Genomic DNA, 26,303 nt, shown 5'->3' with positions numbered 1-26,303 from the left:
GAAAGCTTCCGCTCCTTATGGCGCGGGGGCTTTTTTTGTGCATGAAAGTGCATGAGAGAGTGAATAAATTATCCATAAGAATTGGAATTTTTGTCTATGTATACCTTCAGATAGAACCCTTATAATATTGATACTGATAATCATTATTAATTAGGAAGAAGGAGAACTATGGTTAATCCGAAGCAAGTTGCCGAGAGAGCCGCCGTTACCAGCTTCCTGAACTGTTACTTGCGCGAGACAGGTGAAGGCCAGTGGCATGTGCGTAAGGGAAGCGAAGGCGAGATGAACGTGCTGCGGCTTCCGCTTTCGGCCACTCAGCTGGCCCTAGTTGCAACAGCGCATTACAAATCCCCAACAGGAAGGCATCTGTTCCAATTGCCGATTTGCCTGCAGAGCGGCTCAGGCGAGCCTGCTCCGATCGGTATTGCGACTGCTGTATCGCTGCTTGCCGATGAGCTGGGATCGAAGCATGAAGGCTCCGAGACGAAGGAGCTGCTACTGCGCGCGCTCCAGAGCTGCAATCTGCTGGAGGCATTCTTGTCGATGCGATCAGGCGATATCCCCGAGCTATACAGTCCTTCGCTTACTTTCCTGAAGTCCGAACAATCCCTTCTATTCGGCCATGTATTCCATCCGACACCTAAGAGCAGGCAAGGCTTCCCCGAGTGGAGACAGCATCTGTATTCGCCCGAGACGAAAGGCAGCTTTCAGCTGCATTATTTTGCTGCCCATCACAGTCTTGTGGAGGAGGATTCGGTATGGAGGGCAGGCGCAACCGAGATTATTAAGCGTGAGCTGCTGGAGTCGCTCGCTCCTGGAGAGGCGCTGTCGTCTGCTGCTGCAGAAGCCATCCACGATCCGTCCTATAAGTGGATTCCCGTCCATCCGGTGCAGGGAGAAGAACTGCTGCATGATGGACATGTCCAGAGCTGGATGCGGCAAGGGAAGCTGATCTACATAGGGGCAATTGGAAGGATGTATTATCCGACCTCCTCCATACGTACCGTCTGCGAGCCTGATTCGGATTATATGTATAAGCTGTCTCTGCGCGCCAAGATAACGAACTCCATGCGGGTGAACAAGAGGCATGAGCTGTTCGGAGCGCTCGAAGCCGCTCGTCTGGCCGGCAAGCTTGAGCCTTGGCTTCGGGATCATTGTCCCGGCTTCCATATTGTGAAGGATGGCGCTTATGTGACGCTTGGCCACTCTGATACGGAAGAGAGCGGATTCGAGCTGATTATACGGGAGAATCCTTTTGCCGGACCGCAGGGAGAGAAAGTTCTGCTAGCCGCTGCGTTTACCCAGGAAGCGATCTCTTCCAGCGGCTCGCAGCCGTTGCTTGTGAATATACTCCGAGAGGCGGCGGGGCGGGAGGGATGCTCCGTTGCCCAAGCCGGATTGGCTTGGTTCCGGGCTTACTTGGCGATTTCGCTGAGGCCCATGATGATGATGTATGCCAAATACGGCATTGCGCTGGAGGCGCATTTGCAGAACAGCGTAGTGAAGCTTGGCGCTAATGGCTACCCAGAGCACTTCTATTACCGCGACAGCCAAGGGTATTATTACGCCAGATCGAGAGTGGGATATTTGGAGGAGCTGGTTCCCGGGATCGGGTCTGGTCCGAACGTATATGATGACGAGCTGGCGGAGGAGCGCTTCGGCTATTATCTCATTGTCAATCATATGCTGGGGTTGATTCAATCGTTCGGCGTCTTTGGCTTGCTGGATGAGCGGGTGCTGCTGATGGAGCTTCGCGACGAGCTGGAATCCTTGGCCGCAGTGCCAGGCGCACATTCAAGGCTGGCTCGCGACTGGCTGACACGCCGCACATTGCGGTTCAAGGCGAATTTGCTGACACGGCTGTACGACGTGGATGAGCTGGAGACAGAGCTGGAGCAAGCGGTCTATGCCGAGATGGATAATCCGCTATGCGCAGCGCTTCCTGACCGTGAGGCGATTCGCAAGGCAAGGCTGGTTACAGCGATATGGAGAAGGGAGAGAACGGCTCAGCAGTCTAGTCATGCGTAACAGGAATGGAGAGGTGATATGAAGCAGCAGGTCCCAATAGGGAAGAGTGACATGAATGCAATCGCACGAAGGCATGTTTTTCGCAAACTGGTGGAGGCTTTAATTTTTGAAGACGTATTGGAAGCCCGCAGTACCGTATCCTATTGCGCGGGACTGAAGATGCGCGAGAGCCATATCGATGTGTATGTCATTAAAGGAAGGGACAAGGCGGGCAATCGCGTAATGTATTCCTTCGAGGGCTGGAAGTCGTATTCGTTCGGCATGATTCGGATGAGCGGGAACCCGATGTTCAGGAATTGCTTCAAGGGACATGGCCTGGAATGCGGAGAAGCGGATAGTATAGCGCTGTTTCTGGAAGAGACGGTTGCGGCGAGCCATCCGGAGCTTACAGTGCTGCCTTCCTTTATCGCAGAGCTGGAGGAGACGGTGCGCAAGCAAGCCCAGTGGATGGAAGAACGGGAATTGCATCCAGGAGGCCGTAAGCTGTTAGGCCTATCGTTTGCGGAGCTGGAGAGCATCTCGACGGAGGGACACCCCTATCATCCCTGCTATAAATCCCGAATTGGTTTTACCCCTGAGCATAATCGGGCCTACGGGCCTGAATATCAGCCGGACGTCCGTTTGTTTTGGCTGGCTGCCCCTTATGTTGAGCTTAGCTGGCATGCGGGGGAAGAGCAGGACTGGGGAAGCTTTATCGGCAAAGAACTGGCGGAAGCGGACCGGAGGCAGTTTTGCGAAGTGCTGGCTTCCCGCGGGTTGTCTTCAGAGGCCTATGCTATTCTTCCAGTGCATCCGTGGCAATGGGACTTCCTTCAGGAGAAGCGTTCAGACTTGCTTGCAGAGGGGCGGATCGTGCCGCTAGGTTATGGCTCTGATGCGTACCGACCTCAACAATCGATTCGAACGTTGTCATGCGTCAGCCATGCAGCGCGAGGCGATGTGAAGCTGTCGCTTGGCATCGTCAATACGTCTTCGATGCGCCACTTGACGGTACATTCCACGGCAGCGGCGCCAGCCGTATCGGCCTGGCTTCAGCAGGTGGCAGACTCCGATCCTTATTTGCAAGAATCGGGGCTGATTCTGCTTCATGAGTACGCGGGCATTTCCGTGAATGCCGGAGAGGGAGCCATCGGGGCGATCTGGCGGGAAAATGTGCAGAGTTATCTGCGGCCGGGAGAAGAAGCGGTGCCGTTCTTTACGCTGGCTGCGACCGAGTCAGACGGTACTGCTTATATTGGTCCATGGATTGCCAAATACGGCATGGAGGCATGGTTTCGGCAGCTGCTGTGCAGGAGCGTCATACCCGTTGTCCATCTGCTTGTCGCCCATGGCATCGTGCTGGAGTCGCATGGTCAGAATATGGTGCTGGTGCATAGAGGCGGCATGCCGGAACGCGCAGCGTTAAGAGATTTCCACGAGGGCGTCGAATATTACGGGCCATTCCTGGCTGCGCCGGAGCTGGTGCCGGATTTCGGGCGTTTGCATCCCGCTTATGCGGAAGGGGAGCCTGGCGACTTTTTTGAGATGGGAAGCATGCAGGATTTGAGCGAGATGCTGATGGATGCGTTATGGTTCATGAATGTAGGTACGATTATTGCTTTTATGGCAAGCCGGTATCCAATCGGGGAACGGGAGCTGTGGACGGTTGTAGCGGAGGAGCTTGAGACGTATCAGGCATCCTTCCCTGCCTTGCAGGAGCGATTCGATTCGCTAGGCATCTTTGCGCCTCAGTATGCCATTGAGCCGCTGGTCCAGCGCAGAATGTTCGGCGGCACGAAGATTATGCCGCGCCCTGCGCCTAATCCACTGTCACAAGTCCGCCCGCCGGACAATCCTAATCAAAGGGAGAATTCATCATGTTCGCAGTAAATCAAGAGCGGATCAGCCGCTCTGCCTATATACAAGCAATAGAACGTTACGGGCAATTGGAGATCTTCCGCCATGGGGTTCGTGAAGCCCGCAGTTACGCGGTGTGTTCCTCTGATCCCCTATTCGCATTGACTATGATTCTATTCCTGCGAGAGACGGACCAGTCCGTCCTGCCGCTGCATGGAGATACGCCGCTTGAGACGGCATTGCGTATGGCAGAGCGTGCCGGATGCGCGGGGCTGTTCTATGGATCGGCAGAGCAATATTATCCGCTGCAAGCATCGGCTGTTCGAGCGGATGAACCGCCGTCCATCTATCAATTCAGCTCAGGCACGACGGGCGAGCCAAAGCTGATCCGCCGTTCATGGGAAGAGGTGAGCAGGGAGATAGCCGCATATAACGACCGATTTGCTTCATATTCGCTTGCAGAGGAAACGCCTGTGGTGCTTGCATCGATTACGCATGCATACGGCTTGATCTCGGGCGTGCTGTCTGCGATGGAGCGAGGCGCCGAACCTGTTGTGATGAGCGGCGCAAGCCCGAAAGCCATTGCGCAATGCCTGAGGGCAATTCCAAAACATCTGCTGTACGGAGTGCCGGCACTTCTGCAAGGACTTGCTCCGCTGTTCGAGCATGGAGGCGTGAAGCTGAGGGGCGTCATGAGTTCAGGCGCGCCTATGTCGCCGATTCTGTATGAGCATTACAGACAGGCATCGGCCTTGCTGCTTCAGCAGTACGGGTGTTCAGAGGCAGGCTGCGCGAGCCTTGCCGTCGGTATGGAAGCCTATGACGATCTGGGTATACCCCTCGGCCATTTGTCGATGCAAGCGGCAGCCGAGCCATCGGAGTTGGTGATTACGATTGGCGGAAGAACCATTCCTACAGGAGATTTGGGCTGTACGTTCGGAGAGGGCAACCTGCGTTTTTTGGGGAGAATGGATGATCTGATTAATGTCTCAGGGCTGAAGGTGATGCCCGCTGAGGTCGAAGAGGTGATTTGCAGGCTGGAAGGCGTTGTGGAAGCAGTCGTCTACCGGGGCATTCACCCTATTAACGGCGAGACGGTCCGAGCGCAAGTCGTCGCTTCGGATAGCGTAACGGCAGGAGATGTGCGGGAGTGGTGCCTGAGACATCTGCCTCCTTACAAAGCGCCGTCAGAGGTGCGAATGACTGCAAGCATACCAAGAATGCCGTCAGGCAAGATAAGCCGCAAGCTGCTGGAGCAGGAAGGAGTATGACCATGATGACACGTACTCGGGAAGCGTTGAAGAGTGAGCTGCAAGGTCTTATACGCCATAAGTTTAAAATAAACGTCGATGAGCTGTATGACGGACTAAGATTGAATGAAGATTTGGCTGTCGATTCGATTATGATTGTGCAATTGATTGTATTTCTTGAGGTAGAGCTTAAGCTGCAAGTGCCGGATGACCAGGTTGACCCCAGAACATTCGCAACGGTGGGCTCGCTGCTTGATTTCATGCAAAGCCTGGAGCCTTATCCGGAGGGAACGACAGAGGAAGAGCAGTCTGCAGAGATGGTGAAGCGCGCATGGTGATCAAGGAGGAAGTCAGCATTAAGGTTCATTGTATCGTCAGCTGTCTGTGCGAGGTGATCCGCGAGCGGACCGAGTATGATTACCGCCCGTTCTACATAGGGTTATGGGATGCGCCGTTCGATGTGACGGAAGACGGGCAAATTACGTATTATCAGCATGATCTGGACCACAGCCATTATTTCCAATGGTATGAAAAGCTGTTCGGAGCTCCAGTCCATGAATGGTATGACGCGGCTTTGCCGAGGGAGGCGAATTTGGAGCGGCTGCTGGATCTCATCGAGCACTGTCCGCCCGATCGTTACATCATAGCTCAGATTGACTTGTCTCTCATGCCGGAACGCGAAAACAAATTTCATCAAAAGCCGTTCCCGCATTTCCTTATTCTTGCGAGGACGGAGTGTGAGGGCGAGTGGCAGATGATCGACGCCGACTTTAGATGGCGGGGCATTGTACAGAAGGAGAGAGTCGTCCAAGCGTTTCTGGAAAACCCGTTTGGAGGCGGCTTTTACGTCGATTCAGGACGGATCTCCGAGCCTTCGCGAGAGGGGGTTGAAGCTTACTTTCAGGAGGTATTCCGCTGGGAGAACAAGCTGACGGATACGCTATGGACACGGCTGGCGGCAATCGGAAGCGGCGATGCAGGATATACCATGGATATGGTGGAGAAGGCGGTCAAGCAATTGCCCGTCCTGGCTATTCGCAAGTATAGCTACGAGCATGCGCTTATGTACTTTATTGAAGCAACAGGCTCGTCCGACGAGACATTCGAAGCGTATACGGATAAGGTGGAGGAGCTGGTGCGGGGCTTCAACAATGTTCAGTACCAATGTATGAAGTTTGCGATGACAGGCAACCGCGGCCAATTGCCTTCCATTCTGGGCAAGCTGGAGGAGATGGATCGCATCGAGAAAGAGATCAAGCGCGAGCTGTACCGGCTATACGGTCTATGGGAGGCGATGTGATGAAATATTCCTTCTGCACAATCTCCTTCCGGCATCAGCTGATCTCCTTCGCCGACCTTCTCCGGTTTATGCGGAAGAAGCAATTCGAAGGCATTGAGATATGGGGCGTTCATGCGATAGGCATGTATGAGCATGAGCGCAAGGAAACGGAGGAGCTGCTGCGCGGCATGGCGGAAGACGATCTGGCTGTATCCATGCTCAGCGATTATTTGGATATCGATTCGGAGGAGGGCTTTGCCCGGTCAGAGCGAAAGTGCGAGCAGTTGATTCGTCTGGCGCATTGGCTGGGCACGCCGCGGCTGCGAACCTTTGCCGGGAACAAAGCGAGCCGTCTCGTATCGTTGGCGGAGCGGGATATCTATACGGAGCGGCTTAGAAAGCTGTGCCGCATGTGCGGAGAAGGGGGCGTGCAGCTGGTTGTCGAGACGCATCCCGGCACACTGGCAGACGAACTGGATTCCACGCTGACGCTGCTGTCGGATATCGGTCAGGACTCGCTTCGGCTTAACTTCGACGTACTTCATGTATGGGAATATGGCGGAGATCTGCTGCATATGCTGCATGTGCTGGAGCCATGGATCGATCACTTCCACTTCAAGAACATCGCATCGCCAAGCCAGGTCGGCTTGTTCAACCCTGGCAACATCTACTCCGCCTCCGGCGACCGGGAGGGCATGGTGCCGCTGCACCAGGGCTTCCTCGACTACCGGAAGCTGTTGGAGGAAGCCGCCCACCTCGACTGCTATGCTTCACTGGAATGGTTCGGCCCTTCCCCGCTAAGCGCGCTCGCCGAGGATATTGACTGGCTCCATAAGCAGCGGTATAGCTTGGCGCGGGGGTAATAGAATAGAATGATCCCAAAGCTGCTTTGGTCACGAGATGACTGAAGCAGTTTTTTTGTTCGTGTTAATTACATAGGAATACATTTCACTGCCAATCCAATTACCAAATCCTTTCTATAAGCAAACCCTCATTTTAAATTCAAAACTTCTTATAGAGGGAATGCGGCGGATTTCATTGACCATATATGTAAGTCTGTGGTAGGTTTAGAGCAGAAAATAAAATCATAGTGATATACTTGGGATTAGCCTGAAAATGAACGAATGCGAATGATGATGATGAACGAGATTTGATGCGAGGTGGATGTTGTTGCAACTGAAGGTGACGAACAGTCCGTTTACGGAAGAGCAGGTAGAGCTGCTTAACAAGCTCCTGCCGACGTTGACGGAGGCGCAAACACAATGGCTCGGCGGGTTTTTGACATTTTATCGGGCGGGTGCGGCATCGGCCGAGACCGCGGCTAGCGCGCAGCTTATTGCGCCAGCATTGGAGCAAGCGGCGCAAGCTGTCGCAAGCGTATCGGCAGCTCCGCGCGAAGCGACCATTCTATTCGGCTCGCAGACGGGCAACTCGCAGCGTCTGGCTGGCAAGCTGGCCGAGAAGCTGAAGGCGCAAGGCTTTGACGTGACACTGTCTGCTATGAACGCCTACAAAACGAACGGTCTGAAGAAGACAGCGCATTTGTTTATCGTGGCAAGCACGCATGGCGAAGGCGATCCGCCGGACAATGCGCTCACCTTCCACGAATTCCTATATTCCAAGCGCGCACCGAAGCTGGACGGACTGAAGTTCTCTGTGCTGGCGCTCGGCGATACTTCGTATGAATTTTTCTGCAAAACAGGCATCGATTTCGACGAACGCCTGGCCGAGCTTGGCGCAGAGCGTTTGACCGCTCGCGTCGATTGCGATCTCGACTTTGAAGGGCCTGCAGGCGAGTGGATGGCTAGTGTAATCGGTGCGCTTGACGCAGCAACCGGAGCGGGAGCAGCGGCAGCAACAGCCGGCGCTCCGTCCGCATCTGCTGCGACAGCACCGGCAGAATCCGAATACTCGCGCTCCAATCCGTTCAAGGCCGAGGTTCTGACGACGATTAATCTGAACGGACGCGGCTCCGACCGCGAGACGCGCCATCTGGAGCTGTCTCTGGAAGGCTCCGGCCTCAGCTATGAGCCGGGCGATTGCGTCGGCATCTATCCGGAGAACGATCCGGCTCTTGTCGACTCCATTATCGCCGCGATGAACTGGTCGCCATCCGAGGTGGTGGTGCCGGGCAAAGACGGAGACGAAGGCACCCTTCGTTCCGCGCTTCTTCGCCAGTTTGAGATTACCGTGCTGACGAAGCCGTTGCTGGAGAAGGCCGCAGCATTTACGGACAACGGACAATTGGCCGAACTGCTGGCTCCCGAGAAGAAAGCCGAGCTGAAAGCTTATACGAACGGACGCGACTTGCTTGATCTGCTGCAAGATTTCGGACCTTGGAAGCTGACAGCAGCGGGTCTCGTATCCATCCTTCGCAAAATGCCGCCGCGTCTCTATTCCATCGCGAGCAGCAACAAAGCGAACGAAGACGAAGTGCATCTGACGATCCGCAAAGTGGAATACGAGGCGCACGGACGCGCCCGCGGAGGCGTATGCTCCGTACAAGTGTCGGAGCGTCTGGCAGAAGGCGACTCGCTGCCGATCTTTATTCAGCACAACCCGAACTTCAAGCTTCCTGCCAATCCGGAGACGCCGATTATTATGGTAGGTCCGGGTACGGGCGTCGCTCCTTTCCGCGCATTCCTGGAAGAGCGCGAAGAGCTGGGCTCGGAAGGCAAGACGTGGCTGTTCTATGGCGACCGCCATTTCGTAACGGACTTCCTGTACCAGACGGACTGGCAGCGGATGCTGAAGGACGGCGTGCTGACGAAGCTGGATGTGGCGTTCTCCCGCGACACCAAGGAGAAGGTGTACGTGCAGCACCGTATGCTGCAGCAAGCGGCCGAGCTGTACGCTTGGCTGCAGGAAGGCGCGCATGTGTATGTGTGCGGCGACGAGAAGCATATGGCGCATGACGTCCATAATGCGCTTCTAACCATTATTGAGCAGCAGGGCGGACTGGATGCCGAAGCGGCAAAAGCTTATTTGGCAGAATTGCAGGCGCAGCAGCGCTACCAACGTGACGTATATTAATCGAATCGATAGAGATAGCGTGTGCGCGTAATGCGCATCGGAGAAAGGGGCCTGCAGCAATGACAAAGGGACATAAAGTTGAGCCGGTCGGCGGACCGCCGAGCGACGTTGAACATTTGAAGAAGGAAAGCAATTACTTGCGCGGATCGCTGGTCGAATCGCTGCAAAATCGCATAACTGGCGGGCTCTCAGAGCTGGATAACCGCCTGCTGAAATTCCACGGCAGCTACATGCAGGATGACCGCGACGTGCGCAACGAGCGCCAGAAGCAGAAGCTGGAGCCATCATTCCAATTCATGCTTCGCGTCGTCACGCCGGGCGGCGTCTCCACGCCGGAGCAATGGCTCGTCATCGACGAGCTTGCCGAGAAGTACGGCAGCGGCAGCATTAAGCTGACGACCAGACAAGCGTTCCAGCTCCATGGCGTATTGAAGTGGAACCTGAAGGATACGATCAGAACCATTAACGACACGCTGCTGACGACGCTTGCGGCATGCGGCGACGTCAACCGCAACGTGATGTGCAACCCGAATCCGGAGCAATCCCAAGTGCATTCGGATGTGTTCTACTGGGCGCAGCAGATTACGAACCATCTGGCTCCTCGCACGCCGGCTTACCATGAGATTTGGCTGGACGGCGAGAAGCTGATTGACAGCACGGAGCTGCTGAAAGCTGAAGGCGCAGATCCGGTAGAGCCTATCTACGGACCGGTGTATCTGCCGCGGAAGTTCAAGATCGGCATCGCGGTGCCGCCTTCCAATGACGTAGATGTCTACTCGCAGGACTTGGGTTATATCGCTATCGTTGAGAAGGGCAAGCTTGTAGGATTTAACGTTACAGTCGGCGGCGGCATGGGCATGACGCATGGCGATACGAATACGTATCCGCAGCTTGGCCGCGTAATCGGCTTTATCAGACCGGAGCAAGTCAATGATATCGCTGAGAAGACGGTGACGATCCAGCGCGATTACGGCAACCGCTCCGTTCGGAAATATGCTCGCTTCAAATATACGATCGACCGCCACGGCCTGGACTGGTTTGTAGCGGAGCTGCAAGAGCGCCTCGGCTGGGAGCTGGAGCCGGCTCGTCCATTCCACTTCGAGAGCAGCGGCGACCGCTACGGCTGGCAGAAGGATAAGAACGGCCGCTGGAACCTGACGCTGTACATTCAGAGCGGACGCGTGGCGGACCAAGAGGGCTATGAGCTGAAGACAGGCCTGCGCGAGATCGCGAAGATCCATACCGGCGACTTCCGCCTGACGGCGAATCAGAACCTGATGATCGCAGGCATTACGACGGCCAAAAAAGCAAAGATTATCGAGCTGCTCGGCAAGCACGGCATAACGGATGGCGGGAATCATTCTGCTATTCGCCGCAGCTCCCTGTCTTGCGTAGCTCTGCCTACATGCGGACTGGCGATGGCGGAGGCTGAGCGTTACCTGCCTACGCTTATCGATAAGCTGGAGCCGATTCTGGAAGAGATCGGCCTGCGCGACGATGAGATCAACATCCGCATGACCGGCTGTCCGAACGGCTGCGCTCGTCCGGCGCTGGGCGAGATTGCCTTCATCGGCAAGTCCCCGGGCAAATACAATATGTACATGGGCGCCGGTTTCTCCGGCGATCGTCTTAGCAAGCTGTACCGCGAGAACGTGGACGAGAATGAAATTCTCGATACACTGACGCCGATTCTGCACCGCTATGCGGCAGAGCGCGACAACAACGAGCACTTTGGCGACTTCGTGATCCGTACAGGCTACGTGAAGCCTGTTCTCTCCGGCACGGATTTCCACAGCTAGTTCAATGGATGTAAAGCACAGGACGGGAGCATGACTTCCGACTGTGCTTTTTTTGTCCGTTGGTTATAGTCGGATATCGGGAGTCATGATATAACTAAAATTAGACAAGCTTGAATCTTCAGAGGAGCTAAAGGATTGCTGGATATGAGCGAATGGGGCTACACGCATGGAGCCTTCAGCGTTTTCAAAATTGTGCGTTTTCGCCCGTCCGGCTCTATAGTGGAAGAGCCCTCGATATGATATTGTTTGGTGAGGTAGCAAGCCAATCTAATATGTTGAAAAAGGTGGTTTTACGAATATGGCTTCCAAAAAAGGAACCAAGCCGGGCGGATCGCGTTATTTCGTGCTGTACACGGCTATCATCATTGTTGTAGTCGTTGCGTTGTTTGTCATCAACCAGCAGTCCAAGAACGGAGACGGCAATGTGTCGATCGGCAGCTCGCCTTCGACGGTAGCGCAGCCTGTTATGGGCGATAGCGCTGCCAAAGTATCCATCGTGGAGTTCGGCGACTACAAATGCCCATCCTGCAAAGCATGGGGCGAGACATTATGGCCGAAGCTGAAGGCGGATTATATCGACACTGGCAAAGCAACATTCTCTTATATCAACGTTTTGTTCCACGGCGAAGAGTCCAAGGTGGGCGCGCTTGCGAGCGAATCGATGCTGAAGCTGCATCCGGAGCAGTTCTGGGATTTCCACAAAAAGCTGTTTGACGCCCAGCCGAATGAGGATCACGACAGCCTGTGGCTGACGGAAGAGAAAGTGATGGAGACGGCCAAAGCGGTTGTGCCGGATCTGGATGAGGAAGCATTGAAAGCGACGATGGCTACAGAGGAAGCGGCGCAGCTAGTCGGGCTTGACGAAATTCTTGTGAAGCAGTTCAGCATTCAGGCTACGCCTACCATCATGATTAACGATGTGAAAATCGCAAATCCGTTCGATTATGCGGCGATTCAGGCGGCAATCGAGCAACAGCTGAAATAGGAGGCTAATTATGGAGCTGATGAGACGCAATGTCTTGTATTTGGCTTGGCTGGTGGCCGTTGTGGCGACGCTGGGCAGTTTGTATTTCAGCGAGATTAAAGGCTATATCCCTTGCGAGCTTTGCTGGTATCAGCGCATTTTGATGTATCCGCTTAGCATTATGCTGGGCATTGCCGCTTTCTTCGACGAGCATTCGATTAAGAAATACGTGCTGCCGCTGTCCATTATGGGCATGCTGGTCTCTTCCTTCCACTACATGGAGCAGAAGATTCCGGGGTTTTCGGGCATCAGGCCGTGCACGCAAGGGGTTCCTTGCAACAAGGATTATATTGACTGGTTCGGCTTCGTGACGATCCCGTTCCTGGCTCTGATCGCCTTTACGCTGATTACGGTGTTGCTGCTCGTATTCAGAAAGAAATAAGAAAGGGGCGCTCTGCATGACCGGCAGCCTGCTGCTCATCGAAGACGATCTCTCCATCAGCGAGATGGTCGTCGACTATTTATCCAAAGAAGGCTATCGCGTGACGACCGTCGATGATGGCGGCGATGCATTGCGGGCGTTCGACGGAGGCAGCTACGATCTGGTGCTGCTGGATTTGATGCTGCCGAATGTGAACGGGCTTGATCTTCTGCAGCGCATCCGCGAGCGGAGCAAAGTGCCGATCCTCATCCTGTCGGCCAAGGACGGCGAAGTGGACAAGGCGCTTGGCCTCAGGTTCGGCGCGGATGATTATATTGCCAAGCCCTTCTCCCTGCTGGAGCTGGCGGCGAGAGTGAGCGCATCGATTCGCAGAGCGACGCAATATGTCTCGGCGCCGGAGTCCCCTCCGCCTGCCGAGGACAAGGAACAAGCGTTGCTGGCGTTCGGTGATTTGCGCATCGATATCGACAACTTCACCGTGACCAAGCGGGGCGAGGACGTGAAGCTGACAGCGAAGGAATTTCACATTCTGAAGCTGTTCGTTCAGCATCCGACCAGGGTTTATACGAAGGCGCTGCTTTATCAGCTGGTCTGGAACGAAGATTATTATGGCGACGAGAATGTCATCAACGTTCATATGAGGCGGCTTCGGGAGAAGATTGAGGATGATCCGTCGAACCCCCGCTACATACGTACGCTATGGGGAATCGGATATCGACTGGGGGAAGCATAGATGCTGTGGCTGGCGCTTGTTCTCGCTGTGCTGTTCGCTCTCTTGTATGCTCGTGAACGGGCCCGCAACCGAGAGATTCGGACTAATCTGACCTATATTCAATCGAAGCTGGACGAGATTGCAAGCCGTCCGGCTTCTTCTGTAGAACGAGTGCAGGTCGTAACAGAGCTGAATGAGCTGCGGGAGCTGCTTCGCTCAGTGAACGAGCTGGTGGAACGCGCCCGCCAGTCGGCCTCTGATTATGCGATGACGGAACAAGCGATGCGCCGCATGCTCTCTAACGTCTCGCATGATTTGAAGACGCCGCTTACGGTCGTGCTTGGTTATGCGGAGATGCTGGACCGCAGCCCGGATCTGCAGCCGGAGGAGCGGCGCAGGCTGCTCGGCCAGATCTACAGGAAGACGCAAGAGGTGCTTGCGCTTATCAATGCCTTCTTCGACCTGGCCAAGCTTGAGGCGAATGATTCTGAGCTGGAGATGGCGGTGCTGGATATCGGAGAGGTGGCTCGCCACCGTATCCTGGCTTATTACGATCTGCTTGCTTCCGAAGGCTATGAGGTCGATATTGATATTAGGGAAGAGCCGCTTCAGGTGTATGCCAATGAAGAGGCTTTGACCCGCATCTTGGACAATTTGCTCTCCAATGCGGTCCGGTACGGCGCCATCGGCAAATATTTGGGGCTGTCCATCTTGCGGCGGGGCGAGCAGATTGTCATAGAGGTTGCGGACCGCGGACCCGGCATACCGCCTCGCGAGCAGAAACGGATATTCGAGCGGCTGTATACACTGGAGGATTCGCGCAATAAGAATGTGCAGGGAAGCGGGCTCGGCCTTACGATAACGAAGCGTCTGATCGAGCGGCTCGGTGGCAGCATCGCCGTTCAGAGCGTGCCGGATGTCCGAACCAGCTTTACCGTATCTCTGAAGGCGGCTGAGCCTCAAGCGGCAGCAAATGCGGGAAGTAAGAAATAAGTAAGATTTCAGACAGAAAAAAGAGAGAGTCCCGCGATAAGATTAGTCCATAACGAATTCAAGCGGGAGAGTGAGGACATGACGGAAATCATCCGAACGCGGCTGCTAAGCAAGACGTATGACAAAGCGGACGTCGTGACGAATGTAAGTATGAAGGTCGGCAGAGGAGAAATCTACGGATTTCTTGGGCCCAACGGGGCGGGCAAGTCGACGCTTATGAAAATGCTGCTTAATCTGGTCAAGCCGACTGGAGGCGAGATTGAGCTATTCGGCGAGAGGCTCTTGCCAGGTACGATTGAGCCGCTCAAGCGGATTGGACACATGATTGAAGCGCCAGTCTTTTATGAGAAGCTGACTGCTGAGCAGAATCTGGAGCTGCACTGCGAATATATGGGGTATCACCGCCCGGGCGCCATTAAGGAAGCGCTGGAGATGGTCCAGCTGAGAGGTATCGAGAACAAGCCGGTCAAGCAATTCTCGCTTGGCATGAGGCAGAGGCTGGGCATCGCTAGAGCGATCTGCACCCGCCCGGAGCTGCTCATCCTGGACGAGCCGATCAACGGCCTGGACCCGGAGGGCATTCAGGAGACACGCTCGCTATTCAGAAGATTATGCGATGAATACGGCATGACTCTCCTGATCTCCAGCCATATGCTGGCGGAGATTGAGCAGATCGCGGACACGATCGGCGTGCTGGATCGCGGCCGTCTGCTGGAGGAAGTGTCGATGGAGAGCATCCGCAAGTCAAGAACGGAATATGTGGAAATTACGACGACGGATGTGAAGCTGTGTGCTGTTGTGCTGGATGACAGACTTGGAATTCGCAATTACAAGATCGTAGGCAATACAGCAGTACGCATCTATGAGATGACGATCACGCAAGAAGAGCTGTTCAAAGGGCTGATCCTGAATGACGTGCCGGTGACGGCGATCAACAGACGCCATCATTCTTTGGAAGAGTACTTCCTGGATCTTACACGGGGAGGTGGGCAAGCATGATGCATTTGATCAAGCTTGAGCTTAAGAAGGGCAAGATGGGCGGATATCTGTGGGGATCGCTGATTACGTATGCGGTCATTCTCGGCTTCCTGCTCCTGATCTACCTGGTAGAGGGTCCGACGCAAACCGAGCCGATCTTCCAAAGCAATGCGGAGATGCTGGGCCTGATTGACACGCTTATACGCGCAACGTTTATTATTTATGCTTCGGTGCTGCTTGCCAAGCTCGTAATCGGGGAGTTCCAGAATAAGACGATGGCGCTTCTGTTCGCTTATCCGGTAAGCCGCAAGAAGCTGCTGGCTGCGAAGCTGTCGATGGTGTTTGTATGGACCCTAGCCAATGTAATCATTGCGAATTTCTTGATCGGAACGATATTTCTAACGGTTAATGCCAACCTGGGTTATGTGCCGGATACGATTTCGTCCGAGCTGCTGATCAACCATGGGATTTCGGTCATTACCAATGCTCTCGCAGCAGCCGGCATGAGCTTGCTGCCGCTGACGATCGGGATGAGGAAGAAATCGGTGCCGTCCACGATAGTGACAGCTGTACTGCTTGTTATGGTTGTATGCTCCAATAATATGGGCTTCAGCCTCGGCTCGATCATTGCTATACCGCTGTCGCTGGCCGCGCTGGGCATCTTGCTTACTTTGCTGAGCATCAGGAATATTGACAGAGTTGATGTCGCATAGTCAGAAAGTATTCAGTTATTACGGTCAAGGGCCGTGTTGTTTGACAAAGGGCGATCTCTTAGGAGATGGCCCTTTTTGTTGCTTTTCATTAATTATCATTCAATTTACACAATTCAAAATATTAGATTGACATCCAAAAATAACGGCTTGTATAATCTGTGTATCAGATGTACATTAGTTAATTTATAATTTATTATTGTTAACTTAAATGTACACTAGATGGAGATCAAATACAGGGTGAGGAGGTTGTATATGCCTAATATCGGGATTACCGGAATTATTCTTGTTGGGATTTTGGCGCTGCTGCTGTTTGGTCCGAAGAAGCTTCCTGAATTGGGGAAGGCTGTAGGGACAACGATTCGCGAATTCCGAAGCGGCACGAGAGCGCTCGTGGCAGAGGACGAGCAAGCGAAGACAGCAGAGCAAGCCGGAGAAAAGAAAAACGAGTCCTAGCTGTGAAATTCTGCAATCTAACTGATTGAATGGAGGAATCTTCGTGAATCAGAAAGACATCAATAATCTCGCTGAGGATATGCAATCTGGAGCTGTAGCGGAGACGGCAACGGGCTTTCCGACGGAGCATAAGGAAGAAGTGTCGATCAGCAGAAGAAAGATGCTCCAAGCGATTGGCATTGGAAGTGTCATGCTTGCTGGAAGCGCTTTATTTCCTAAGCTGGCATTCGCGGACAGCGAAGCCCAGGGCAAGGACGATCAGAAGCTCGACAAGGGCGCTCCGTCCAGCATGCTTCAAGTGGCCAATGTTCAAGCTCTCTCATCCATACCGAAAGGCCAATTGAAAGAAGGCACGCTTGTTTATGTAAGCGGATACTATACAGCTGGCGACGGCGGAGGACATGTGGTCCGCTGGTCGCAAAGCAGCACGGCTGGGGCCAACGGAGGTACGGTGCATCAGGGAACGGGCATAGGCGCCGGCCGCTGGCTGACTATTCATAACGGGGCGGCGGATTTCCGCTGGTTCGGCATATTCGGGCCGAACCAGAATGCCGACGACGCGCTGGATGCCATGGTGAACGATCCGTCTATTCATCGCGTTGAGGCGCATACCGACTTGAATTTTGCCAGAAGACATGTGTTCCACCGCAGCCATATTGAGCTGGATTTCGGCGGACATACGGTTACAACGGATGGCATCGAGCTGAATACGCGAGACAATCCGTTTGGCGCGGTATTATTCTTTCAGGGCACACAGGCGGGTGGCAGCCAGACGGTGACGCTAAGCGCAGCTCTGCCGGAGGGCAGGGATGTGCTGGAGGTATCCAATGCCTCAGCGTTTCAGGTCGATGATTGGTGGATTGCCAGAATCAGCAACAATTCTGGCGGCAGCGCGCAGCGCGAGCTGGATTATTTGGTGAAAGTAACGGAGATTGTATCCTCAAGCAGCATACGCGTCAATTACAAGCTGGGCTGGCCGCTCGCAGCAGGCAGAACGATTACGTATACCAAGATGAATCCGGTCTTCCATTGCCATGTGCGCAATATGCAATTCGTCGGGGTGCCTGTGCCGCCGAATCCGTCTGCCAGCGTGCGTCCGTTCGAGACATGGGATCAGATCGGCTCCAATCCTGTTGCTTACGAATTTGCGGTAGAGTGCAACGTGTCGGGGATCCGCGCGACCAAAGTGTTCTGGCCGGTCATTCAGCGCCGGTATTGCTCCCACTACATAACGGAGCAATGCGAGCTGGTCAATCCGGAGGAACGGGATTGGGGCGGCACGGGGTATTTGACCCAGCAGCTGAACGTGCTGTACGGCCATGTGCGCGACTGCAATACGAGCAACGCCCGGCATCTGAATGACTTCACATGCGCAGCGTACAGCATGGTGGAGAATTGCCATGGCGACGGCGACGACTACGGTCCATTCGTGACACACGGTCAATATGAGCATGACCTCGTCTATATCGGCAATTCGGGTCTGCTTTCCTTTGCGAACAGCGGCACGACCTGGGGAGACAGCGCCAAGCGGATTACGGTGAAAAAGCATATCGCCACTCGCATTGTCGCCAACAAGCGGCTGACGGACCTGACGCTGGAGGACTGCTACGCGATCGTGAAGGAAGGGCTCGCCAACTCGGGCTCCATCTGGGCCAATGTCGATGGTCTCCAAATGCGCGGCTGCACGGCGGAGAACATGATTACGCTCTCCAAGGGCTCGTCCCTCTCCAAGCGGAAAAACATCATCGACAGCAGCTCCTTCGGCATGCTGAACGGCTATGAGATTGCCCGTCCGATCCGTGCCAATACGGTCGGCTACACGCCGATTAACGGCGATCTGCAAATATCGAACTGCGAATTCTATAATGTCGAGGATGTTAATATCGGCAGCTTGAACAAGCTGACGCTGATCAACACCTGGTTCAAGGGAGCATCGCCGACAACCGGCAAGGTTCGGGTAGGCACCAAGGAGATCGTCATTCAAGGCGGCGGCTTTATTAATTGCGGCTTCGTGCTGACCGGCGCATGGGACAAGTCCACAAGCGGCAATGCGGCGCAAAGCGTCACCTTGGGCGGCGGAGCTCAATTCAGCGGCACCAACGGCGAAAAAGCCTTTTTCAAAAGCACCGAAGGGGGCAACGCCGTTACCTTCAACATCGGACAGATCGTCAGCGCGGCTGCCGATGCGGACACCGCGCACTTCCATATCGAGGGCGCGGGCAACCGGCTCCATTCGATTGGCGCACACTTCAAGGGCGGCAAATATGTCGCGGACGGCGGCGGCTTCGGCGCCGAGAATTTCTTCTGTATCCTCTCCTGCGTGGAGGAGGGCGTGGATCGCACGTCCTTGCCGGCGGAGGAAGGCGACACCATTAAGCATGGCGCCGCTTATAATATGATTTTTTAGCGGACTTATCGATGTATTCGCGGCGCAGCTCCTGCTTAGGGGCTGCGCTTTTTGAATGGCGATGGGTGTCTCTATGGACAACTTGCGGCGCGCAGACACTCGCTTCTTGGTGCAGTTGGACTTCGAGATTTGCCCGATTCGTGCTGCCGGCTTCAGACTAAAAGAGCAAGATTCCGTAGTTTATTTCTTCGTATTCTATGTTACAACTAAAGAAGAAGGCGTAAGCGAAGCGGAGGAATACGTTTGAATCCAATAACAATCGAATTGCAGGTGCCGAAGGCGTTCAGCTTTGAGAAGAATGTGGCTTATTTGCAGAGGTCGGCGAATGAATGCATGTACCGGATCGAGGATGGTTATGTCTATAAAGCGATAGCGCATGGTGATGATAAGGCTGTGATGAAGGTTGGTCCGTCACCCGGCGGCGGACTGCAGCTGGAGTTAGTCGGAGTTTCTGCGAACGTGGATGTTCGTGACCGGCTTATAGCTGCGGCTCCTGCAAACGTGGATGTTCGTGACCAGCTTATAGCAGCGGCTCCTGCAAACGTAGAGGTTCGTGACCAGCTTATAGCCGCAGCTCAGGCGTATGTGCGGGAATGGTTCGACCTGGACCGCGACCTGTCGCCGTTCTATGAGCTTGCGTCAAGGGATAGGCTCTTGCAGGAGCCGGTCCAGCAATTCCATGGCTTAAGGCTGATGGGCATCCCGGATTTGTTCGAGGCGTTGTGCTGGGGGATTATCGGACAGCAAATCAATCTGGCATTTGCCTATACGCTGAAGAGGAGACTAGTGGAGGCCTACGGCGTGTCAGTGGTGGCGGAAGGCGCCACGCACTGGCTCTTCCCTAAGCCGGAGCTGATCGCTTCGCTGTCGGTATCCGATCTGGAGCCGATGCGCATGACGGTGAAGAAATGCGAGTATTTGATTGGAGCAGCTGAGGCGGTCGCTTCAGGCGCGCTTAGCAAGGAGCGGGTTATCGGGGCGGGCAGCCTGAAGGAGGCGGAGAAGCTGCTGACCGGCATGCGGGGGATCGGCCCTTGGACAGCTCATTATGCCATTATGCGTTGCTTGAGACTGCCCGATGCCTTTCCGATCGATGATGTTGGCTTGCATAACGCCATCAAGCTGCAGCTTGGCATGGACCGCAAGCCGACCAAGCCCGAACTGGTCGCTTTGTCCGAAGGCTGGAGCGGCTGGGAGGCGTATGCGACGTTCTATTTGTGGCGGTTATTGTATTAAGGCAATGACGATTGAACGGGCATCCTGAAGGGATGGCCGTTTTCTTGTTGTTTGGAAATTATGCAATTTTAGAGTTGTGGATACATTCGCCGAAAGGAGAGCTTTAAGCAGCCGAAAACCTGCTTAAAGCTGGCTGAAGCAGGTTGGCTGAAGCGATCCTGATGGGGGGAGTCATGCTTTGAAATTCGTAAGGGAACTACGGGACGCTATTTGCCCGTTTTCTGCCATATTTGAACAGTAACGGAATAGAGCGCCCTTATTTGCCTTAAATGAACCGAAATATAGGTCGGATGGTGCAAATAAGGCTTCCTAATTCCGTTAGATGTTTTAAACGTATAAAAATCGAAGCATAGAGTCTCTCAGTTCCGTTAGGAGGCAGGATCAGGAGACAAGTTCAAGAGGCAGGATCAGGGCCAGCAAGCAGGCCAGGACCAGGGCTAGCAAGCAGGCTAGGACCAGGGCTAGCAAGCAGGCCAGGACCAGGACCAGCAAGCAGGCGAGGACCAGGGCCAGCAAGCAGGCCAGGACCAGGGCCAGCAAGCAGGTCAGGACCAGGACCAGCAAGCAGGCCAGGATCAGGACCAGCAAGCAGGCCAAGACCAGGGCCAGTATCACTTGTGACTTTCAATCACCCGCAGGGTAGTTTATACACTATAGCTCCCGCACCTGCTTATAATATTGCCCCGGAGCTACGCCCGTGAACTGCTTGAACACCTTGCTGAAGTAATATGGATCCTCTAGTCCTGTGAGATATCCGATTTCCCCGAAGCTCATATGCGTCGCCTGGATCAGCTCCTGCGCGTGCTGGATGCGCACCTTGTTGACGTATCGCGTAATGGTGTAGCCTGTCGTCTCCTTGAAAATCCGGTTCAAATAATCGTAATTGGATTCGAACTCCCTCTCGATCATGGCGCTGCCAATCTTCTCCGTGTAATGCTGGTGGATATAGTCGAGCAGTGCATGGACTTTGGCAACCGCTTTGGAGCCTTTGCCGCCCTCATGCCGCAGCTTGTGCAGGAAATAATCGCGCGACAGCTCAATGAGCAGCTCGGAGAAGCGCAGCGCAGTTAATCCGCGGTTGTAATGCTTGCGCCTGTATAGAATAAGCAGCTCATTAAGCGCATGCATCATTTGGCTGAAGCTGGTTTTGTCCGAGAGCGAATGCAGCTTGGGGAAGTAGTAGGTCGTCTCCTCCTCCGGGTCGGATTGCTCCTCCAGCAGAATGCTTTTGGCCAGCTCCACGGGATTCAGATCTTCAGCGGATGACAGACCCGGATGCTTGAAGTGAAAGTAGTAGTAGTCGCATGCCGCTTTTTTGGTGCCTTCGTGCTCAAGCCCAGGCTCCAGCAGCAGCGAGTCACCGCGCTTCAGCACGTAGTCGCGGCCGTCCTCCCTCATGTGAAGCTCGCCGTTTTTTACGATGTACAGAATATGCTCGTCGGTATTACGGTGGAAATGAATCCACGGAGCGGTATAGGAAACGTAGCCTATCAGCATGATTTTGGGGACCCGTTCGACATTCATTTTTAACATGCAGGATCACATCCTCTATTTTGGAAAAGTCGGTATTGTACAAAAAGCGTCACCATTGCTCATTTTCGATCATTCTAGCACACTCTATACTTGTTGGTGAACGGCCAACTCGAATGTGAAATGGATGGTGGATATGGGGAAGCTGAAAATCGGAGTCATTGGGCTTGGCGGAATTGCGAATTATCACATCTGGGGCATCGAGCAAAGTCCGGATGCCGAGCTATGGGCCATCTGCGATGTCAATGTGACTGCGCTTGCGGAGCGGGGAGAGTCGCTGGGCATTCCGGCGGAGAGGCGTTATGCGCGCCATGAGGATATGCTCCAGAACGGAGAGATCGACGCGGTTATGATCGGCACGCCGAATTTCAACCATTTTGCGGTGGCGCGGGACGCGATTCGCTACGGAAAGCCGTTTGCGCTGGAGAAGCCGATTGCGATGAACACGGGGGAAGCGCTTGTGCTGCGTGAAGAGCTGCGGAAGTCTCCGATCCCTCATATGGTGTGCTTCACATACCGCTACAAGTCTGCTGCGCGTTATGCAAGGCAGTTGATTGCCGAGGGCAAGCTTGGACGCATCCATCATATATATAGCCAGTATTTGCAAGGGTGGGCCATTGACGAGAAGCTTCCGCTTGTATGGCGCTTCAGCAAGGAACTGTCCGGCTCCGGCGCGCTTGGCGACTTGGGATCGCATATTTTGGATCTGCATCGTTTCCTCGTCGGGGAGACGGAGAAGGTCATCGGGCATGCCGATACCATTATCCGCGAGCGTGAGCTGATCGGCGGCAACGGTACAGGCGAAGTAGATGTCGATGACTTCTGCCATGTGCTGGGCCGGATGGAGGGCGGCATTTCGTCTTCCATGCAAATCTCTCGTTTTGCGTTCGGCCGGGGCAATTACCAGCGCATCGAAGTTTACGGCTCTGAGGGTTCGCTTGTATACAACCTGGAGGAATCGGATTCGCTGCAGGTGAACTTTACGGATGAAGAGGGCGGCTTCAGGGATGCGGCCGTGCCGGAGAGCTGCGCAGCTGAGCAGATGCAGGCGTTCTTCAATTTGCTGCAGGGCAAGGGCGACGGGCTGGATGCGACGATCGAGGACGGCTATATTAATCAGTTAACGCTGGATGCCATTATTGAATCGTTTGCGGAGGAGCGCTGGGTGTCCACGGTAGTGAAGGACAGCGTGACGAAGCTGGAAGCGATGTAGGGAAGGCCAGGCTGAGCCGGGAGTATCGAAGGAAGGTAAAGCCGAGCTGGAAATCATCTAGAGAAGGCCAGGCCAAGCTGGAATGGATCGAAGGATTGAAGGAAAGTAAGGTTGAGCTGGAAATTGACCTAGGTAAGGCAATGCCGAAGTGAAATCAAAAATGCAGCAGGAATAGGAGATGAAGATTATGACCATTCGCGTTACCGTATGGAACGAATATCGGCATGAGAAAGAAAACGAGCATGTAGCAAGCATTTATCCGGAGGGCATTCATAACGCAATCGGCAACTATTTGAAAACCAATGAGCCGGTTGAGATTCGCACAGCTACGCTGGATGAGCCGGATCATGGCTTGACCGATGAAGTGCTGGCGAATACGGATGTCCTCATCTGGTGGGGACATCTGGCGCATGGCGAAGTGCGCGATGACATTGTGGAGAAGGTGCGCGACCGCGTTGTGACAGACGGCATGGGGCTGATCGTGCTTCACTCCGGTCATGGCTCGAAGCTGTTCGAACGGCTGCTCGGCACAAAGACGGGGACGCTGAAGTGGCGTGATGACGGCGAGCGCGAGAGAGTATGGGTTATCGAGCACGGTCATCCGATTGCGGAAGGTCTTGGCGATTACTTTGAAATTCCGAAGGAAGAAATGTACGGCGAGCGTTTCGAGATTCCGGCGCCGGACGAGCTAGTCTTCATCTCGTGGTTCGAAGGCGGCGAAGTGTTCCGCAGCGGCTGCTGCTACCGTCGCGGCAAGGGCAAGCTGTTCTACTTCCGCCCGGGCCATGAGACATTCCCGATCTACCATCAGCCGGAAGTGCTGAAGGTAATCGGCAACGCCGTTCGCTGGGCCGCGCCTATCGCAGGCGCCGCTACTCGCTCCGGCCGGATGGATCCGATCGAACCGATCGGCAAAAGCAAGTAAGCAGTAAGCAGGTTAGTTTTTGTTTGGCACGTACGATTGGGGTAAAAAGCAAGCCGGCTAAAGTCGAAGCAGCCGGCATACGCTGACAATAGGTCCTGTTCTCTTTTGGTCCAGCATTAGAGACAGGGCCTATTTCCGCACTCGCAGGGATGGGGCGACTGATAGCCGAGAAACTCGGCTTACAGCAAGCAAACGGGCCGCGCCGCGCACTCTAATCCGAGAAACTCGGCTTGCAGCAAGCAAACGGGCCGCGCCGCGCACTCTAATCCGAGAAACTCGGCTTGCAGCAAGCAAACGGGCCGCGCCGCGCACTCTAATCCGAGAAACTCGGCTTGCAGCACGCAAATGGGTCGTGCCGCGCGCTCTAATCCGAGAAACTCGGCTTGCAGCGAACCCAAGGCGTGCCCAACGCCGCAAGGGTGCATTATATTCCGCAACGTGAGAAGGTTGTACGTTTTCGCGGGGCGGGAGCTTCTTCATACTAGGTAGCAGTTACGATAATGCGTACGAATAGGAGTGACTTAGGGATGAGCGAGTTGAAGCGAGCGTTTTGGAAGGAAGCCGTTGTGTATCAAATTTACCCAAGGAGCTTCATGGACTCCAATGGAGATGGCATTGGCGATCTGCGAGGCATCATTTCCAAGCTGGATTACTTGAAGGAGCTGGGCGTAGACGTCATTTGGCTGAGTCCGGTGTTCAAGTCGCCTAATGATGACAATGGCTACGACATTAGCGACTATCGCAACATAATGGATGAGTTCGGCACGATGGCGGATTGGGAGGAAATGCTCCAGGGCATTCATGAACGCGGCATGAAGCTGATCATGGACCTCGTGGTGAACCATTCTTCGGACGAGCACGCGTGGTTCATGGAGTCGCGTTCCTCCAAGGACAGCCCTTATCGCGATTACTACATGTGGCGTCCGGGCGGTCCCGAAGGGCAAGAGCCGAATAACTGGGTTTCGTTTTTTGGCGGCTCGGCATGGCAGTATGATGAAGCGACGGGCGAATACTTCTTGCATTTGTTCTCGAAAAAACAGCCCGACCTGAACTGGGAGAATCCTGTCCTCCGCCAGGAAGTGTACCACATGATGACGTTCTGGCTCGATAAAGGAATCGACGGCTTCCGGATGGACGTAATCAATTGCATTTCCAAGACGCCAGGGCTGCCGAGTGTTGGCGGGGATCGCTACGCATGGGGCGGCGAGCATTTTATGAACGGGCCTAAGATCCATGATTACCTGCAAGAAATGAATCGTGAAGTGCTGTCGAAGTACGACATTATGACAGTAGGGGAAATGCCGGGCGCAACGGTCGAGCAGGCTAAGGATTATACGGGCAAGGACCGCGGCGAGTTGAACATGGTGTTCCAGTTCGAGCACATGGACGTCGATTCCGGGCCATACGGCAAATGGGACCTCAGACCATGGACGCTGAAAGGACTTCGGGATATTTTGCATAAGTGGCAGGTGGGATTGGCGGAGGACGGCTGGAACAGCCTCTATCTGAATAATCACGATCAGCCGCGCATGGTATCCCGGTTCGGCGACACAGGCGCATATCATAAGCAATCCGCCAAAATGCTCGCAACTCTGCTGCATACGCTTAAAGGCACGCCGTACATTTACCAGGGTGAAGAGCTTGGCATGACTAACGTAAAGTTCCCGTCCATCGACGATTACCGCGATATTGAGACGCTCAATATGTACCGGGAGCACAGATATGAGCACGGCAGAAGCGAAGAGGAAGTCATGGCTTCTATCTATGCTAAAGGCAGGGATAACGCGCGCACGCCGATGCAATGGGATGCTTCGCCGAATGGCGGATTTACGACCGGCACTCCATGGCTGGCGTCGAATCCGGACTACGACCGGATCAATGCGGAGCAGGCAACAGCCGATTCGGATTCTATCTTCCATTACTACAAGCGGCTGATCCAGCTTCGCAAGAAACACGATATTATGGTGTATGGCAGCTATGAGCTGATCCTGCCGGACGATGACCGCATTTACGTTTATACGCGGGAACTGAACGGCGAGCGGTGGCTGATCATCCTTAATTTCTTTGGAGAGCCAGCTGAATTCATTCTTCCTGACGAGCTGGCGCATGCCTCCAGGGAATTGATCATTAGCAACTACGATGATATTGAAGCGCCGGCCGATATTCGTCAATTCACTCTACGCCCATACGAAGCACGTGTCTATTCTTTAACCAAGTAATGCTCTCCAGTTAACGCGCACATGAACGGTGGGGTGTCTTATGTTCACCCCATCGTAATATTGTGCACCTTCTGAAAAATCCCCTTTCTGCTAGCATTATCCTTCTTGTCACTTTGAAATAATCGCGATGCCGCAACGCCCTATCCCTCCCCTCACCCAAGAGAATAAAACACACCCCAGCATAAAATCGAACACCATACAAGCTGCAGCCTGCTCTCCGCCCGCCGGGAAGAGGAGATTATACGACACGATGATGAGAAAGTAAGCGGTTACTTCCGCGCGGCCCCTGGGTG

At 54.3% G+C, this 26,303-nt stretch carries 22 protein-coding genes; 21 read left to right on the top strand and 1 reads right to left on the bottom strand.

Going from position 1 to position 26,303, the window contains the following annotated elements; translation table 11 throughout:
* Positions 1-168 precede the first annotated feature (168 nt).
* From D3P09_RS15415 to D3P09_RS15330, 18 genes are all read left to right on the top strand, one after another.
* A complete protein-coding gene (locus tag D3P09_RS15415; protein WP_120111715.1) occupies positions 169-2,028 on the top strand; it encodes an IucA/IucC family protein in 1,860 nt (619 codons plus the stop codon).
* 51 nt (positions 2,029-2,079) lie between these two features.
* Complete coding sequence (locus D3P09_RS15410) at positions 2,080-3,897, top strand: IucA/IucC family protein (protein ID WP_165867454.1); 1,818 nt, start codon at positions 2,080-2,082, stop codon at positions 3,895-3,897.
* Entirely contained in the window at positions 3,885-5,135 is a 1,251-nt protein-coding gene (locus D3P09_RS15405) for an AMP-binding protein (RefSeq protein WP_120111711.1), read from the top strand. The genes D3P09_RS15410 and D3P09_RS15405 overlap by 13 nt, the downstream gene beginning before the upstream one ends.
* A 5-nt stretch (positions 5,136-5,140) precedes the next feature.
* Positions 5,141-5,452 carry a phosphopantetheine-binding protein gene (locus D3P09_RS15400; protein WP_120112502.1) on the top strand — a complete coding sequence of 104 codons (312 nt, stop codon included), beginning with the start codon at positions 5,141-5,143 and terminating at the stop codon, positions 5,450-5,452.
* Positions 5,446-6,414, top strand: coding sequence for a DUF6005 family protein (locus D3P09_RS15395; RefSeq protein ID WP_120111709.1), 969 nt, complete (start codon positions 5,446-5,448; stop codon positions 6,412-6,414). Before D3P09_RS15400 ends, D3P09_RS15395 begins: the two co-directional genes overlap by 7 nt.
* The gene (locus D3P09_RS15390) at positions 6,414-7,256 is read left to right on the top strand and encodes a sugar phosphate isomerase/epimerase family protein (RefSeq protein WP_120111707.1); all 843 of its coding nucleotides are present in this window, start codon (positions 6,414-6,416) and stop codon (positions 7,254-7,256) included. Before D3P09_RS15395 ends, D3P09_RS15390 begins: the two co-directional genes overlap by 1 nt.
* 307 nt (positions 7,257-7,563) lie before the next feature.
* Positions 7,564-9,426, top strand: a complete 1,863-nt coding sequence (locus D3P09_RS15385) for an assimilatory sulfite reductase (NADPH) flavoprotein subunit (protein ID WP_120112500.1) — start codon at positions 7,564-7,566, stop codon at positions 9,424-9,426.
* Positions 9,427-9,485: 59 nt separating this feature from the next.
* The gene (gene cysI, locus D3P09_RS15380) at positions 9,486-11,225 is read left to right on the top strand and encodes an assimilatory sulfite reductase (NADPH) hemoprotein subunit (RefSeq protein WP_120111704.1); all 1,740 of its coding nucleotides are present in this window, start codon (positions 9,486-9,488) and stop codon (positions 11,223-11,225) included.
* Between the two features lie 298 nt (positions 11,226-11,523).
* Positions 11,524-12,210: a thioredoxin domain-containing protein gene (locus tag D3P09_RS15375; RefSeq protein ID WP_120111701.1), complete on the top strand. Its 687-nt coding sequence runs from the start codon at positions 11,524-11,526 to the stop codon at positions 12,208-12,210.
* A gap of 10 nt (positions 12,211-12,220) precedes the next feature.
* A complete protein-coding gene (locus D3P09_RS15370) occupies positions 12,221-12,631 on the top strand; it encodes a disulfide oxidoreductase (protein ID WP_120111699.1) in 411 nt (136 codons plus the stop codon).
* A gap of 16 nt (positions 12,632-12,647) precedes the next feature.
* The gene (locus D3P09_RS15365) at positions 12,648-13,364 is read left to right on the top strand and encodes a response regulator transcription factor (protein ID WP_120111696.1); all 717 of its coding nucleotides are present in this window, start codon (positions 12,648-12,650) and stop codon (positions 13,362-13,364) included.
* Entirely contained in the window at positions 13,365-14,336 is a 972-nt protein-coding gene (locus D3P09_RS15360; RefSeq protein ID WP_120111694.1) for a sensor histidine kinase, read from the top strand. It abuts the gene before it with no gap.
* 78 nt (positions 14,337-14,414) lie between these two features.
* Positions 14,415-15,335: an ATP-binding cassette domain-containing protein gene (locus tag D3P09_RS15355; RefSeq protein WP_120111692.1), complete on the top strand. Its 921-nt coding sequence runs from the start codon at positions 14,415-14,417 to the stop codon at positions 15,333-15,335.
* Complete coding sequence (locus tag D3P09_RS15350) at positions 15,332-16,027, top strand: ABC transporter permease (protein WP_120111690.1); 696 nt, start codon at positions 15,332-15,334, stop codon at positions 16,025-16,027. Before D3P09_RS15355 ends, D3P09_RS15350 begins: the two co-directional genes overlap by 4 nt.
* Positions 16,028-16,279: 252 nt before the next feature.
* Positions 16,280-16,480: a twin-arginine translocase TatA/TatE family subunit gene (locus tag D3P09_RS15345; RefSeq protein WP_120111688.1), complete on the top strand. Its 201-nt coding sequence runs from the start codon at positions 16,280-16,282 to the stop codon at positions 16,478-16,480.
* Between the two features lie 43 nt (positions 16,481-16,523).
* A complete protein-coding gene (locus D3P09_RS15340; RefSeq protein WP_120111686.1) occupies positions 16,524-18,887 on the top strand; it encodes a peptidase C14 in 2,364 nt (787 codons plus the stop codon).
* 55 nt (positions 18,888-18,942) lie between these two features.
* Complete coding sequence (locus D3P09_RS15335; protein WP_120111684.1) at positions 18,943-19,134, top strand: hypothetical protein; 192 nt, start codon at positions 18,943-18,945, stop codon at positions 19,132-19,134.
* Positions 19,131-20,123 carry a DNA-3-methyladenine glycosylase 2 gene (locus tag D3P09_RS15330; protein ID WP_243644209.1) on the top strand — a complete coding sequence of 331 codons (993 nt, stop codon included), beginning with the start codon at positions 19,131-19,133 and terminating at the stop codon, positions 20,121-20,123. The genes D3P09_RS15335 and D3P09_RS15330 overlap by 4 nt, the downstream gene beginning before the upstream one ends.
* Positions 20,124-20,774: 651 nt before the next feature.
* On the opposite strand, the gene D3P09_RS15320 is transcribed toward D3P09_RS15330, so the two are convergent.
* Positions 20,775-21,656, bottom strand: a complete 882-nt coding sequence (locus D3P09_RS15320) for an AraC family transcriptional regulator (RefSeq protein WP_120111682.1) — start codon at positions 21,654-21,656, stop codon at positions 20,775-20,777.
* Between the two features lie 133 nt (positions 21,657-21,789).
* On the opposite strand from D3P09_RS15320, the gene D3P09_RS15315 reads away from it, so the two are divergent.
* From D3P09_RS15315 to D3P09_RS15305, 3 genes are all read left to right on the top strand, one after another.
* Entirely contained in the window at positions 21,790-22,866 is a 1,077-nt protein-coding gene (locus D3P09_RS15315; RefSeq protein WP_243644206.1) for a Gfo/Idh/MocA family protein, read from the top strand.
* Between the two features lie 184 nt (positions 22,867-23,050).
* Positions 23,051-23,791 carry a ThuA domain-containing protein gene (locus D3P09_RS15310; RefSeq protein ID WP_120112496.1) on the top strand — a complete coding sequence of 247 codons (741 nt, stop codon included), beginning with the start codon at positions 23,051-23,053 and terminating at the stop codon, positions 23,789-23,791.
* Positions 23,792-24,327: 536 nt separating this feature from the next.
* On the top strand, positions 24,328-26,010 hold the full coding sequence (locus D3P09_RS15305) for a glycoside hydrolase family 13 protein (protein ID WP_120112494.1): 1,683 nt from the start codon (positions 24,328-24,330) through the stop codon (positions 26,008-26,010).
* The last annotated feature ends 293 nt before the right edge of the window (positions 26,011-26,303 follow it).

The sequence above is a fragment of the Paenibacillus pinisoli genome (assembly GCF_003605435.1).
Classification (GTDB): domain Bacteria; phylum Bacillota; class Bacilli; order Paenibacillales; family Paenibacillaceae; genus Pristimantibacillus; species Pristimantibacillus pinisoli.
This window is presented reverse-complemented; position numbering and strand designations above follow the sequence as displayed.

Coding starts and splice junctions, on each gene's coding strand:
- D3P09_RS15415 (WP_120111715.1), top strand. CDS start 169: ATGGTTAATCCGAAGCAAGTTGCCGAGAGAGCCGCCGTTACCAGCTTC.
- D3P09_RS15410 (WP_165867454.1), top strand. CDS start 2,080: ATGAATGCAATCGCACGAAGGCATGTTTTTCGCAAACTGGTGGAGGCT.
- D3P09_RS15405 (WP_120111711.1), top strand. CDS start 3,885: ATGTTCGCAGTAAATCAAGAGCGGATCAGCCGCTCTGCCTATATACAA.
- D3P09_RS15400 (WP_120112502.1), top strand. CDS start 5,141: ATGACACGTACTCGGGAAGCGTTGAAGAGTGAGCTGCAAGGTCTTATA.
- D3P09_RS15395 (WP_120111709.1), top strand. CDS start 5,446: ATGGTGATCAAGGAGGAAGTCAGCATTAAGGTTCATTGTATCGTCAGC.
- D3P09_RS15390 (WP_120111707.1), top strand. CDS start 6,414: ATGAAATATTCCTTCTGCACAATCTCCTTCCGGCATCAGCTGATCTCC.
- cysI (WP_120111704.1), top strand. CDS start 9,486: ATGACAAAGGGACATAAAGTTGAGCCGGTCGGCGGACCGCCGAGCGAC.
- D3P09_RS15375 (WP_120111701.1), top strand. CDS start 11,524: ATGGCTTCCAAAAAAGGAACCAAGCCGGGCGGATCGCGTTATTTCGTG.
- D3P09_RS15370 (WP_120111699.1), top strand. CDS start 12,221: ATGGAGCTGATGAGACGCAATGTCTTGTATTTGGCTTGGCTGGTGGCC.
- D3P09_RS15365 (WP_120111696.1), top strand. CDS start 12,648: ATGACCGGCAGCCTGCTGCTCATCGAAGACGATCTCTCCATCAGCGAG.
- D3P09_RS15360 (WP_120111694.1), top strand. CDS start 13,365: ATGCTGTGGCTGGCGCTTGTTCTCGCTGTGCTGTTCGCTCTCTTGTAT.
- D3P09_RS15355 (WP_120111692.1), top strand. CDS start 14,415: ATGACGGAAATCATCCGAACGCGGCTGCTAAGCAAGACGTATGACAAA.
- D3P09_RS15350 (WP_120111690.1), top strand. CDS start 15,332: ATGATGCATTTGATCAAGCTTGAGCTTAAGAAGGGCAAGATGGGCGGA.
- D3P09_RS15345 (WP_120111688.1), top strand. CDS start 16,280: ATGCCTAATATCGGGATTACCGGAATTATTCTTGTTGGGATTTTGGCG.
- D3P09_RS15335 (WP_120111684.1), top strand. CDS start 18,943: ATGGCGATGGGTGTCTCTATGGACAACTTGCGGCGCGCAGACACTCGC.
- D3P09_RS15320 (WP_120111682.1), bottom strand. CDS start 21,656: ATGTTAAAAATGAATGTCGAACGGGTCCCCAAAATCATGCTGATAGGC.
- D3P09_RS15315 (WP_243644206.1), top strand. CDS start 21,790: ATGGGGAAGCTGAAAATCGGAGTCATTGGGCTTGGCGGAATTGCGAAT.